This is a genomic window from Billgrantia lactosivorans, from assembly GCF_003254665.1.
Lineage (GTDB): Bacteria > Pseudomonadota > Gammaproteobacteria > Pseudomonadales > Halomonadaceae > Halomonas > Halomonas lactosivorans.
This window is the reverse complement of the sequence record NZ_QHGY01000002.1, coordinates 492,079-504,270: the sequence shown is the minus strand read 5'-3', so window position 1 is coordinate 504,270 and position 12,192 is coordinate 492,079. Positions and strand designations below refer to the sequence as shown.

The following is a 12,192-nucleotide window of genomic DNA, read 5'->3' as shown; positions in this document are numbered from 1 at the left end:
TGAACCGATCGCAAAGGACGCGAACATGGCCGACCAACCGATCCGCACCATCCCTAGCCGCATTGCCATCTTCGGCCACCCGCTGCACCCGACCCTGGTGCACTTTCCCGTCGCCTGCCTGCTGCTGCTGGTCGGCAGCGATGCCGCCTATCTCTATACCGGCGATGCGTTCTGGGCGCAGGCAGGCCTGTGGTTGGCCGGTACCGGCGCACTGAGTGGCTGGATCGCCAGCACCGTGGGCCTGATCGACCTTGTCACGATCTATCGGATCCGACGCAAGCTTCTCGGCTGGTGTCACGCCATCGTGGCGGTGATGATGCTGTCGCTGGCCTCGCTCAACTGGCTGTGGCGTTACCTGGACGCCGCCGAGCTGCTGCCCTGGGCCATCGCCCTGTCCCTGCTCACCGCTGCCCTGGTCGGCCTCACCGGCGCCCTTGGCGGCACGCTGGTCTACGAGAAGGCGGTGGGCGTCGAGATCGACGACAAGTGAGGCAGACTGGATGGGATCCGGCATCGTGACTCTCCTTGTCATGCCTCAGTCGAATGGCTTGCTCAGCACCAGCACCAGCACGCTGAGCATCAGCGCCGCGGAGGTGGCAGCCAGCAGCCCGCTGGCAGGTGCCAGGAATCGAAACTGCTCCCGCTCCAGTCGCACGATCAGGGCGCCGCACAGCACATGGCACAGCACCATGCCGCTCACCGCCATCAACTTCAGCACCAGCCATCCGCCGGTCAACCGCCCGACGAGGAACAGCAGCGTGCCGCTCATGATCGCCAGCAAGGCGAAGGGGGTGGCGACATGGGTGAACAAGAAGCGCAGCAGAGCCGGAGCAGGCACGTCGAAGGTGGCCTCTCCTCCGCGCGCCCTGGCGCTTGCCAGCAGCAGGGCGGGCAGATAGAGCAGCGCCGCACACCAGCACAGCAGCGTGGCGATGTGCAGGATCTTGATCCACGGCATAACAGCATCCTTGCAGCAGCAGTGTGAACCCACCCTAGCCAATGTAGGGCAGCGGAGCCAGGTTTACCGCCGTTGGCGACCCCATCTCGACACCGCGCCATCGACAGGCGCGTTGGCCTGCTGAAACCGCACGACACGTAACGGCAACACAGCGACACATTCGGCAATTGCGACCCCGGGAGGAAAAGTGTTCCCTGCTTGTCGCAGAAGAACTTCTGCCCCCCCGTCGGGTCTGATTACGCGAGCGGTGCACGGTGCCGATCCTGGCGTCAATCTGGCCTGATGCGGGTATCATTGGACCGTGTCGAAGCAGGAGAACCATCCATGGTCAGTAAGTGCCGACCCTCGGCCGAACCGAGCCGGCGTGAGTTCCTACGCAGCAGCCTGATAGGCGTGATGGCCCTGCCACTGGGAATCGGCATTCTGTCACGCCAGGCCTTCGCCCAGAGCCTGCCGAGACTCGACCCCGACAACCGGCAGGCCCAGGCCTTGAACTACGTCGAAGTGGCCGAGCAGGCCAGCGACCATCCCGCCTACGAGGAGGGAGAAACCTGCCGCAACTGCATGTTCTTCGAACGCCGCAGCGAAGGCTGTCAGCTGTTTCCCCAGAACAGCGTCGAGCCCGGCGGCTGGTGCCAGTCCTGGGTCACCGCGGAGTGAGCCTCACTCAGCCCCCGCCGGCGTGTTACTCCTTGCCATCCTCGTCGGGTAGCGGCCACTGGTAGCGCCGCACGACCGAGCCGTCCTCGGCGAGCGACTCCAGCCGCACGGGAAAGCCCCAGAGCTGATGGAGATGCCGGATCACCGGATAGACGCTCCGCCCCATGGGACGTCGGCTGTCCTGCACGTGGTGCAGGGTCAGCGCCCGGTTGCCGCGGATGTTGGCCTCGTAGACCTGGATGTTGGGCTCACGCAGCGACAGCGCATACTGCTGCGCCAGCGCCTCGCGGATCCGGCGATAGCCACGCTCGTCGTGGATGGCCGTGACCTCGAGCATCTCCTCCTGATCGTCGTCGACGATGCTGAACAGCTTGAGGTCGCGCATCACCTTGGGTGACAGGAACTGCTGGATGAAGGACTCGTCCTTGAAGTTGCGCATGGCGAAGTGCACCGCCTCGAGCCAGTCGCTGCCCGCGGTGTCGGGGAACCACTCGCGGTCCTCGTCGGTGGGGTTCTCGCACATGCGCTTGATGTCGCTGAACATGGCGAAGCCCAGCGCGTAGGGATTGATGCCGCTGTAGAAGGGGCTGTCGAAGCCGGGCTGGCTGACCACCGCGGTATGCGACTGCAGGAACTCCAGCATCAGCCCCTCGTCGACCAGCCCCTCGTCGTAGAGCCGGTTCATCAGCGTGTAGTGCCAGAACGAGGCCCACCCCTCGTTCATCACCTGGGTCTGGCGCTGGGGATAGAAGTACTGCGCCAGCTTGCGCACGATGCGCACGATCTCGCGCTGCCAGGGGGCCAGCAGCGGCGCGTTCTTCTCGAGGAAGTAGAGCAGGTTCTCCTGCGGCTCGGGGGGATAGCGTCCCCCCGCATGCAGCCCCAGCGGATCGTCCTCGCTGTCGGCGCTGCCGGCCAGGAGATCCGACTGCGGGCGCCCCGGGATGGTACGCCACAGGGTGTTGACCTGGGCCTGAAGATACTCCTCGCGCTCCGCCTGGCGCCGCACCTCCTCCTCGGCGGAGATCGGCGAGGGGCGTTTGTAACGGTCGACACCGTAGTTCTGCAGCGCATGGCAGGCGTCGAGCAGTTGCTCGACGGCAGTGACGCCGTGGCGCTCCTCGCATTCGGCCACGTAGCGGCGGGCGAACACCAGGTAGTCGACGATCGAGCTGGCGTCGGTCCAGGTGCGAAACAGGTAGTTGCCCTTGAAGAACGAGTTGTGGCCGTAGCAGGCGTGGGCCATCACCAGCACCTGCATCATCAGCGTGTTTTCCTCCATCAGGTAGGCGATGCAGGGGTCGGAGTTGATCACCAGCTCGTAGGCCAGCCCCATCTGGCCGCGCCGATAGGCCTGCTCCACCGCCAGGAACTGCTTGCCGAACGACCAGTGGTGGTAGCCCACCGGCATCCCCACGCTGGCGTAGGCGTCCATCATCTGCTCGGTGGTGATGATCTCGATCTGGTTGGGATAGGTGTCCAGCCGGTACTCATCGGCCAGCCTCGCCAGCTCATGCTCGTACGCCTCGAGGATCTCGAAATTCCAGTCGGAACCGGTGGCGATCGGCTTGCGTCGGGTCATGATGCCTCCTCGTCGCGTCAATGGGCGGCACGGCGCTTGAACAGCTCGCGGAACACCGGATAGATATCGCCCGCCTCGACAATCTGGCGCATGGCGAAGCGGTCGGGGAACTCGGCGGCCACTGTCTCGTACTCCTCCCACAGCGCCTGGTGGGCATGGGGGGTGATCTCCACGTAGGTGTAGTACTGCAGGCGCGGCATCAGCGACTTCATCAGCCGTTCGCGGCAATTCACCGAGTCGTCGTCCCAGTTGTCGCCGTCCGAGGCCTGGGCCACGTAGAGGTTCCACTGGGTCGGCGGATAGCGCCGGGTGATGATCTCGTCGACCAGGGTCAGGGCACTGGAGACGATGGTGCCGCCGGTCTCGCGCGAGTAGAAGAACTCCTCTTCGTCGACCTCCTTGGCCGCGGTGTGGTGGCGCACGAAGACCAGCTCGACCTTCTCGTAGTTGCGCTCGAGGAACAGGTACAACAGCAGGAAGAAACGCTTGGCGATGTCCTTGTGGGCCTGGGTCATGGAGCCCGAGACGTCCATGACGCAGAACATCACCGCCTTGCTCGAGGGTTGCGGCTGGTTGATCAGGTTGTTGTAGCGCAGGTCATAGGTGTCGATGAAGGGCACCGCCTCGAGCCGCTTCTCGAGGCGCTCGATCTCGGCCTTGAGTTCGGCGATGCGAGATGGGTTGCGCAGCACCGGGTCCTTGCGCTCCTCCTCGTCCAGCGCCTCCTGTGCAGCGCGCAGCGCGCGGCGCAGGGGCGCGCGCATGGCGATGCGCCGGGCATAGGCCTCGCGCATGGAGCGTACGATGTTGATCCGCGCCGGCACGCCATCGCGGGTCACCCCGGCGCGTACCGGCTTCACTTCGTCCAGGTCCTTGAGCGCCTTGCGCTCGAGGTGCGGCAGCTCCAGGCCGTCGAAGACGAAGTCGAGGAACTCCTCACGGGTGAGGCTGAAGGCGAACTCGTCCATGCCCTCGCCCTGGTTCGAGGCCCCGCCCTCGCCGGCGCCATCCCCGCCGCCGCCGCCGCTGGGGCGGCGCAGGCGATCGCCCTCGACGAACTCCTTGTTGCCGGGGCTGACGATGGTGCGCTTGCCGCCCGGGCCGTGCTGGAACACCGGCTCGGAGATGTCGCGCGTCGGGATCGAGACCTTCTCGCCGCGCTCCATGTCGGTGATCGAGCGGCGGTTGACGGCTTCCTCGACCGAACGCTTGATGTGCGTCCGGTAGCGATCGAGGAAGCGCTGACGGTTCACGGCGCTCTTGTTCTTGGCGTTGGCGCGTCGATCGATGAAATAGGTCATGTTGACCTCCTGGCTCGCGCCACTTATTGCGATTTACGCACCCGCAGATACCACTCCGAGAGCAGCCGCACCTGCTTCTCGGTATAGCCACGCTCCTTCATGCGCGCCACGAAGTCCTCGTGCTTCTTCTGGTCCGCGGTCGAGGCCTTGGCGTTGAACGAGATCACCGGCAGCAGTTCCTCGGTGTTGGCGAACATCTTGTGCTCGATCACCCCGCGCAGCTTCTCGTAGGACTGCCAGCTCGGGTTCATGCCGTTGTTCTGGGCGCGCGCGCGCAGCACGAAGTTGACCACTTCGTGGCGGAAGTCCTTGGGGTTGGAGATGCCGGCCGGCTTCTCGATCTTCTCCAGTTCCTCGTTGAGCGCCTGGCGGTTGAACAGCTCGCCGGTCTCGGGGTCGCGGTACTCCTGGTCCTGGATCCAGAAGTCGGCATAGGTGACGTAGCGGTCGAAGATGTTCTGGCCGTACTCGGAGTAGGACTCGAGATAGGCGGTCTGGATCTCCTTGCCGATGAAGTCGACGTAGCGCGGCGCCAGGAACTCCTTGATGTAGCGCAGGTAGCGCTCGAAAGTCTCCTTCGGCAGGTGCTCCTGCTCGAGGCGCTGCTCCAGCACGTAGAGCAGATGGACCGGGTTGGCGGCGATCTCGTGGTTGTCGAAGTTGAACACCTTCGACAGGATCTTGAAGGCGAAGCGGGTGGAGAGCCCGTCCATGCCCTCGTCGACCCCCGCCGCGTCGCGGTACTCCTGGATCGACTTGGCCTTGGGGTCGGTGTCCTTGAGGTTCTCGCCGTCGTAGACGCGCATCTTTGAGTAGATGCTGGAGTTCTCCGGCTCCTTGAGGCGCGAGAGCACCGAGAACTGCGCCAGCATGCGCAGGGTATCCGGGGCGCAGGGCGCCTCGGCCAGCGAGGAGTGCTCGAGCAGCTTCTTGTAGATGTTGATCTCCTCGGTCACGCGCAGGCAGTAGGGCACCTTGACAATGTAGACGCGATCGAGGAACGCCTCGTTGTTGCGGTTGTTGCGGAATGCCTGCCACTCGCTCTCGTTGGAGTGGGCCAGCACGATGCCCTCGAAGGGGATCGCCCCCATGCCCTCGGTGGGGTTGTAGTTGCCCTCCTGGGTCGCGGTCAGCAGCGGGTGCAGCACCTTGATCGGCGCCTTGAACATCTCGATGAACTCCATCAGGCCCTGGTTGGCCTTGCACAGCCCGCCGGAGAAGCTGTAGGCGTCCGGGTCGTCCTGGGAATAGAGTTCGAGCTGGCGGATGTCGACCTTGCCCACCAGCGAGGAGATGTCCTGGTTGTTCTCGTCGCCCGGCTCGGTCTTGGAGATGGCGATCTGGTTGAGCCGGGAGGGGTACAGGCGTACCACCTTGAACTGCGAGATGTCGCCGCCGTACTCCTTGAGTCGCTTGGCCGCCCAGGGCGACATCACGCTCTTCACGTAGCGGCGCGGGATACCGTACTCCTTCTCGAGCAGCTCACCGTCCTCCTCGGGCGAAAAGAGCCCCAGCGGCGACTCGTAGACCGGCGAGCCCTTGATGGCATAGAACGGGATCCGTTCCATCAGCAGCTTGAGCCGTTCGGCCAGCGACGACTTGCCGCCCCCCACCGGGCCCAGCAGGTAGAGGATCTGCTTGCGCTCCTCGAGCCCCTGGGCGGCATGCCGAAAGTAGGCCACGATCTGCTCGATCGCCTCCTCCATGCCGTAGAACTCGGAGAAGGCCGGATAGCGACGAATCACCTTGTTGGAAAAGATACGGGAGAGCCGCGGATCCTTGGCGGTGTCGATCACCTCGGGTTCGCCGATGGCCTTCAGCATCCGCTCGGCGGCGCTGGCGTAGGCCATGGGGTCCTCACGACACAGCTCCAGGTACTCCTGCAGGCTCATTTCCTCCTGCTGGACACGAGAGAAGCGGTTCTGCACATGATCGAAGATGCTCATCGAAGCCTCCTGTTTGCCTACCCCGTTGGCCACCCGGTCGGAGTAGCCGCCGTGGGTTACTCATCAGCCTAGACACTTCGGGCCAGAGTGGGTGGCAAAGAATCAACGCAAGGTAAGGATAATCATGAGAACGCCGGAGGCGACAAGGGTTCGATCGCTGCGCGGCCGGGGATTAAACGTTGTTAGGACGCAGCGCGACGTCGCCGCGCTGCGCCCTAGCGAGGGCAGGGCTGTCGGCAGCGCTGGGGCCAGCGCGGCCGCAGTCTCGCCAGCCCCCCAGCACCGGTGAACAACGGCACTCCGACCGGCAGGGCATGCGACCAGCGGGACGACTGAAGGGAAAGCGGCCAGCAGCAGATCCCTTCAGCGTAGCTGCCCGGGGGATTTCACGGTCAACGCTGGCGCTAGAGCCCGGCCGCCACCCTTGTGCCCTGGTCGATGGCCCGCTTGGCGTCGAGCTCGGCGGCTTCGTCGGCGCCGCCGATCAGGTGCACCGCCACGCCGGCCTCCTGAAGGGGCTCGAGCAGGTCGCGCACCGGGTCCTGGCCGGCGCAGATCACCACGCTGTCGACCGCGAGCAGGCGCGGCTCCTCGTGGTGGCGAATGTGCAGCCCCTCGTCGTCGATGCCGACGTACTCGCAGCCGGCCAGCGCCTCGACGCCGCGATGGCGCAGCGACGCCCGGTGCACCCAGCCGGTGGACTTGCCGAGCCCCTTGCCGGGCTTGGAGTGCTTGCGCTGCAGCAGGAAGACCTGGCGCGGCGTGTCGGGACGCTCGGGCGGCCGCAGGCCACCGCGCTCGGAGACGGCGAGGTCCACGCCCCATTCGGCGCACCACGCCTCGCGGTCGAGCGAGGGATGGCCCACGTGGGTGAGCAGCTCGGCCACGTCGAAGCCGATACCGCCGGCGCCGATGATGGCGACGCGCCGGCCGACCCGCTCGGGGTGCCGGATCGCCATGGGATAGCTCAGCACCTTGGGGTGCTCGATACCCGGCAGCTCGAGGCGGCGCGGACGCACGCCGGAGGCCAGGATCACCGCGTCGAAGCCGCGCAGGGTCTGCACGTCGGGCTCGCTGCCGAGCCTCACCGCCACGCCGTGCTTGTCGAGCATCACCTTGAAGTAGCGCAGGGTCTCGTCGAACTCCTCCTTGCCCGGGATCTTGCGTGCCAGGTTGAACTGGCCGCCGAGCTCGCCGGTGCGCTCGAACAGCACCACGTGGTGGCCGCGCCGGGCGGCGGTGAGCGCCGCCGCCATGCCCGCCGGGCCGCCACCGATCACGGCGACCTGGCGCGGCGTCTCGGCCGGTTCGATGACCAGCTCGGTCTCGTGGCACGCCTGGGGGTTGACCAGGCAGGAGGTGAGCTTGCCCTGGAAGGTGTGATCGAGGCACGCCTGGTTGCAGGCGATGCAGGTATTGATCTCGTCGTCGCGCCCTTCCGCCGCCTTGGCCACCCAGGCCGGATCGGCGAGGAAGGGGCGTGCCATGGAGACCATGTCGGCATGCCCTTCGGCAAGCACCCGCTCCGCCACCTCGGGCATGTTGATGCGGTTGGTGGTGATCAGCGGGATGCTGAGTTCGGCCTTCATGCGCCGGGTCACCTCGGTGAAGGCCGCTCGCGGCACGCTGGTGACGATGGTGGGTACGCGCGCCTCGTGCCAGCCGATGCCGGTGTTGATCAGGCTCGCCCCGGCGGCCTCGATGGCGCGCCCCAGGGTCACGACCTCCTGCCAGGTGCTGCCCTCCTCCACCAGGTCGATCATCGACAGGCGGAAGATGATCAGGAAGTCGTCGCCCACCGCCGCGCGAATGCGCGAGACGATCTCGACCGCAAGGCGCATGCGGTGCTCCAGCGGCCCGCCCCAGCGGTCGTCGCGCTGGTTGGTGCGCAGGCACAGGAACTGATTGATCAGGTAACCCTCGGAGCCCATCACCTCGACGCCGTCGTAGCCGGCCTCGCGAGCCAGGGAGGCGCAGCGCACGAAGTCGTCGATCTGGCGCTCCACCTCGGCATCGCTGAGCTCGCGCGGCACGAACGGGTTGATCGGCGCCTGGATCGGCGACGGTGCCACCAGTTCGGGAGAGTAGGCATAGCGCCCCGCATGCAGGATCTGCAGACAGATGCGACCACCCTCGGCATGCACCGCCTCGACCACACCGCGATGATCGGCGACCTGCTCGGCCCGCTCCAATGTGGCGGCGCCCTGGAACACGGCCCCCTCCTTGTTGGGCGCGATGCCGCCGGTGACGATCAGCCCGACGCCCTGGCGGGCACGCTCGGCATAGAAGGCGGCCAGGCGCTCGAAGCCGCCCGGCGCCTCCTCGAGGTTGGTATGCATGGAGCCCATCAGCACGCGATTGGGCAGCGTCAGGTGACCCACCTCGAGCGGACGGAAAAGATGAGGATAGCGCACGCCGAACTCCTCCTTGGTCGAGTCCCGGGAATTTCAAACAACTGTATGATAGCCAGGCGGCAGGCGCAAAGGGAAAGCGCGCCTTTCGCCCAAAGACGAAGTGCGCTTTGCTCTCGCTACGGGAGACGCCGCGACGCATGCATGCCGGGCAAAGGCAAGACGGAGGGAGTATAGACGATACGAAAAGGCCCCGAGCCTGAAGCTCGGGGCCTGAAATCGAATGGCGGACCGGACGGGACTCGAACCCGCGACCTCCGGCGTGACAGGCCGGCATTCTAACCGACTGAACTACCGGTCCGCGTGGTGGGTGATACCGGACTCGAACCAGTGACCCCCAGCATGTGAGGCTGGTGCTCTAACCAACTGAGCTAATCACCCACGGATATCGCATCGGAAGACAAATGCGAAGTGATCTTGCAAACGTCGGCAAGACCTTGTGCCAGGCCATCGTGGCGGACCGGACGGGACTCGAACCCGCGACCTCCGGCGTGACAGGCCGGCATTCTAACCGACTGAACTACCGGTCCACAACAAATGGCACAGCGACGGAAACGATGGCGGACCGGACGGGACTCGAACCCGCGACCTCCGGCGTGACAGGCCGGCATTCTAACCGACTGAACTACCGGTCCACAACAAATGGCACAGCGACGGAAACGATGGCGGACCGGACGGGACTCGAACCCGCGACCTCCGGCGTGACAGGCCGGCATTCTAACCGACTGAACTACCGGTCCGCTGCTGCTTCCTACGTGATCAAGGATCGCTGACGCGATGGTGGGTGGTACAGGGTTCGAACCTGTGACCCCCAGCTTGTAAGGCTGGTGCTCTCCCAGCTGAGCTAACCACCCCTGGTCACGTGGCGCTGAATTCTACAGGGATCGGCTTGGTTGTCAATGCCCTTGGCCGCTTATCGCCCTCGGCGGATGCCCGCCGCGCCGCGCCTGACGGCACGAGGGCGTCGCACCCCGCGTCATCTGTGAGGTTGCTCGTTCGCCGCTCGCTGCGCCCGCATGAAGGCCGCGATCACGACCGCCCCCTCCTCGATCAGTTCCGCCTGGGTACGCCCCGAGCGCTGACGCGGTTTCCAGTCGTGATCGCCATCCTCCAGCCAGTGTATCCGCCCCCGCACCGCCAGCTCATACTGGGCCACCTCGTCGCGGGTACCGAAGGGGTCGCGACTGCCCTGCACCACCAGGGTGGGGCAGGCGATCCGCGGCCAGTGCGCGAGGCGCAGGTCGTCGGGCCGGCGCGGCGGGTGGAAGGGGTAGCCGCACAGCACCAGGCCGGCGGCCTGTTCGCGGGCCGCCAGCAGGCTGGCCACACGCCCGCCGAGGGACTTGCCGCCGAGCCACGGCGTACCTTCTTGGGGATGAGTCAGAATGTCGCACCACTGGGACAATTCTTCTACCAGGCGGTCGACGGGCGGCGGCGGGATTCGCCTGCCTTCGCGCTGCATCCGCTGCATGTAGGCGAACTCGATGGCCAGCGTCTGCACGCCCTGCCCCGCGAGCGCATCACGCAGTTCACTCATATAGGGCGAATGCTGGCCAGCCCCCGCGCCATGGGCGATCAGCAGGCGTCCCGCGCTTCCATCCCCCTGCGCTTCCAACGGCCCGAGCCCGTCGACGAGCCAGCGCCCGGGTCGCCCGGTGAACACCTGTTCGCGCAATGGGATTAAGCCAATGGCTGCCGCCTCTAATCGAGCAAAGTTGGACACAAGTCAATTTCCCATACGAGTTTCGCTCGTATCCTTGTTTCAGTCTGTCAGGCGGCTGCGCTAGAATCCGCCCTGCTTTCTAACCTGCATCACCCTCAACCGGGAATCTTGCCGTGGCCAGCCCACCGCGAGTTCTCGATTCGCGTTCGACGGGAACCTGACATGAGCACAGCACTAGAGCATCCGACCTACAACTACAAGGTAGTTCGGCAGTTCGCGATCATGACAGTGGTGTGGGGCATCGTGGGCATGCTCCTCGGTGTCATCCTTGCCGCACAACTGGTCTGGCCGCAACTCAACCTCGACCTGCCTTGGACGAGCTTCGGCCGCCTGCGCCCGCTGCATACCAACGCAGTCATCTTCGCCTTCGGCGGCTCGGCGCTGATGGCCACCTCCTACTACGTGGTGCAGCGCACCTGCCAGACGCGGCTGTTCTGCGACCGGCTGGCCGCCTTCACCTTCTGGGGCTGGCAGGCGGTGATCCTGTCGGCGGTGATCACCCTGCCGCTGGGCTTCACCACCGTCAAGGAGTACGCCGAGCTCGAGTGGCCGATCAACATCCTGATCGCGGTGGTCTGGGTCAGCTATGCCATCGTCTTCCTGATGACCATCAAGCGGCGCAAGACCTCCCACATCTACGTGGCCAACTGGTTCTTCGCCGCCTTCATCCTGACCGTGGCGGTGCTGCACATCGTCAACAACGCGGCGATCCCGGTGTCGTGGATGTACTCCACCTCGATCTACGCCGGCGCCATCGACGCCATGGTGCAGTGGTGGTACGGCCACAACGCGGTGGGCTTCTTCCTGACCGCCGGCTTCCTCGGCATGATGTACTACTTCGTGCCCAAGCAGGCCGAGCGTCCGGTCTACTCCTACCGCCTGTCGATCGTCCACTTCTGGGCCCTGATCATGATCTACATGTGGGCCGGCCCGCACCACCTGCACTACACCGCCCTGCCCAACTGGGCGCAGTCGCTGGGCATGGTGATGTCGATCATCCTGCTGGCCCCCTCCTGGGGCGGCATGATCAACGGCATGATGACCCTCTCCGGCGCCTGGCATAAGCTGCGCACCGACCCGACCCTGCGCTTCCTGGTCGTGGCCCTGTCGTTCTACGGCATGTCCACCTTCGAGGGTCCGATGATGGCGGTGAAGACGGTCAACGCGCTGTCTCACTACACCGACTGGACCATCGGCCACGTGCACGCCGGCGCCCTGGGCTGGGTGGCGATGATCACCATCGGCTCCATGTACCACCTGATTCCGCGCCTGTTCGGTCGCACCGAGATGTACTCGGTCGGGCTGATCGCCGTGCACTTCTGGCTGGCCACCATCGGCACCGTGCTCTACATCGCCTCGATGTGGGTCAACGGCATCCTGCAGGGCCTGATGTGGCGCGCCATCAACCCGGACGGCACGCTGATGTACACCTTCATCGAGGCCGTCGAGGCCAGCGGACCAGGCTATGTCGTGCGCCTCATCGGCGGCTTGTTCTGGGTCGTTGGCATGCTGATCATGGCATACAACGTCTTCATGACCGTCAAGCGCAGCGAAGCCGTCAGCCAGCAGCCGATTCCGCAGTCTGCCTGAGTAACCGGGGAAACCGACACC

General features: G+C 65.4%; 9 protein-coding genes and 6 tRNA genes. 3 read left to right on the top strand and 12 right to left on the bottom strand.

What is annotated here, in order from left to right; all coding sequences use genetic code 11:
• The first annotated feature begins 25 nt into the window (after positions 1 to 25).
• Positions 26 to 490, top strand: coding sequence for a DUF2231 domain-containing protein (locus DIS04_RS20635; protein ID WP_218938137.1), 465 nt, complete (start codon positions 26 to 28; stop codon positions 488 to 490).
• A gap of 45 nt (positions 491 to 535) precedes the next feature.
• Here DIS04_RS20635 and DIS04_RS07995 read toward each other — a convergent pair whose 3' ends face one another.
• A complete protein-coding gene (locus DIS04_RS07995; RefSeq protein ID WP_111413235.1) occupies positions 536 to 958 on the bottom strand; it encodes a CopD family protein in 423 nt (140 codons plus the stop codon).
• 324 nt (positions 959 to 1,282) lie between these two features.
• Between DIS04_RS07995 and DIS04_RS07990 the strand changes: the two genes are divergently transcribed.
• Positions 1,283 to 1,618: a high-potential iron-sulfur protein gene (locus tag DIS04_RS07990; protein WP_111413234.1), complete on the top strand. Its 336-nt coding sequence runs from the start codon at positions 1,283 to 1,285 to the stop codon at positions 1,616 to 1,618.
• Between the two features lie 25 nt (positions 1,619 to 1,643).
• Here DIS04_RS07990 and DIS04_RS07985 read toward each other — a convergent pair whose 3' ends face one another.
• From DIS04_RS07985 to DIS04_RS07935, 11 genes are all read right to left on the bottom strand, one after another.
• On the bottom strand, positions 1,644 to 3,200 hold the full coding sequence (locus tag DIS04_RS07985; protein WP_111413233.1) for a SpoVR family protein: 1,557 nt from the start codon (positions 3,198 to 3,200) through the stop codon (positions 1,644 to 1,646).
• Between the two features lie 17 nt (positions 3,201 to 3,217).
• Positions 3,218 to 4,501, bottom strand: coding sequence for a YeaH/YhbH family protein (locus DIS04_RS07980; RefSeq protein ID WP_111413232.1), 1,284 nt, complete (start codon positions 4,499 to 4,501; stop codon positions 3,218 to 3,220).
• 23 nt (positions 4,502 to 4,524) lie between these two features.
• Positions 4,525 to 6,447 carry a PrkA family serine protein kinase gene (locus DIS04_RS07975; protein WP_111413231.1) on the bottom strand — a complete coding sequence of 641 codons (1,923 nt, stop codon included), beginning with the start codon at positions 6,445 to 6,447 and terminating at the stop codon, positions 4,525 to 4,527.
• A gap of 404 nt (positions 6,448 to 6,851) precedes the next feature.
• Complete coding sequence (locus DIS04_RS07970) at positions 6,852 to 8,795, bottom strand: oxidoreductase (protein ID WP_479688582.1); 1,944 nt, start codon at positions 8,793 to 8,795, stop codon at positions 6,852 to 6,854.
• Between the two features lie 287 nt (positions 8,796 to 9,082).
• Positions 9,083 to 9,159 (bottom strand) — tRNA-Asp (locus tag DIS04_RS07965).
• Positions 9,160 to 9,162: 3 nt separating this feature from the next.
• A tRNA-Val gene (locus tag DIS04_RS07960) sits at positions 9,163 to 9,239 on the bottom strand.
• Between the two features lie 72 nt (positions 9,240 to 9,311).
• Positions 9,312 to 9,388, bottom strand: a tRNA-Asp gene (locus tag DIS04_RS07955).
• A gap of 28 nt (positions 9,389 to 9,416) precedes the next feature.
• Positions 9,417 to 9,493: transfer RNA gene (locus DIS04_RS07950), tRNA-Asp, on the bottom strand.
• 28 nt (positions 9,494 to 9,521) lie between these two features.
• Positions 9,522 to 9,598, bottom strand: a tRNA-Asp gene (locus tag DIS04_RS07945).
• Positions 9,599 to 9,636: 38 nt separating this feature from the next.
• Positions 9,637 to 9,712: transfer RNA gene (locus tag DIS04_RS07940), tRNA-Val, on the bottom strand.
• Between the two features lie 122 nt (positions 9,713 to 9,834).
• Complete coding sequence (locus DIS04_RS07935) at positions 9,835 to 10,521, bottom strand: alpha/beta family hydrolase (RefSeq protein ID WP_340148167.1); 687 nt, start codon at positions 10,519 to 10,521, stop codon at positions 9,835 to 9,837.
• Positions 10,522 to 10,743: 222 nt separating this feature from the next.
• Between DIS04_RS07935 and ccoN the strand changes: the two genes are divergently transcribed.
• Positions 10,744 to 12,171, top strand: a complete 1,428-nt coding sequence (ccoN, locus tag DIS04_RS07930; protein WP_111413228.1) for a cytochrome-c oxidase, cbb3-type subunit I — start codon at positions 10,744 to 10,746, stop codon at positions 12,169 to 12,171.
• Positions 12,172 to 12,192: the final 21 nt, after the last annotated feature.

Excerpts from the sequence above, each read along its gene's own strand:
- DIS04_RS20635 (WP_218938137.1), top strand. The coding sequence starts at position 26 with ATGGCCGACCAACCGATCCGCACCATCCCTAGCCGCATTGCCATCTTC.
- DIS04_RS07995 (WP_111413235.1), bottom strand. The coding sequence starts at position 958 with ATGCCGTGGATCAAGATCCTGCACATCGCCACGCTGCTGTGCTGGTGT.
- DIS04_RS07990 (WP_111413234.1), top strand. The coding sequence starts at position 1,283 with ATGGTCAGTAAGTGCCGACCCTCGGCCGAACCGAGCCGGCGTGAGTTC.
- DIS04_RS07985 (WP_111413233.1), bottom strand. The coding sequence starts at position 3,200 with ATGACCCGACGCAAGCCGATCGCCACCGGTTCCGACTGGAATTTCGAG.
- DIS04_RS07980 (WP_111413232.1), bottom strand. The coding sequence starts at position 4,501 with ATGACCTATTTCATCGATCGACGCGCCAACGCCAAGAACAAGAGCGCC.
- DIS04_RS07975 (WP_111413231.1), bottom strand. The coding sequence starts at position 6,447 with ATGAGCATCTTCGATCATGTGCAGAACCGCTTCTCTCGTGTCCAGCAG.
- DIS04_RS07970 (WP_479688582.1), bottom strand. The coding sequence starts at position 8,795 with ATGGGCTCCATGCATACCAACCTCGAGGAGGCGCCGGGCGGCTTCGAG.
- ccoN (WP_111413228.1), top strand. The coding sequence starts at position 10,744 with ATGAGCACAGCACTAGAGCATCCGACCTACAACTACAAGGTAGTTCGG.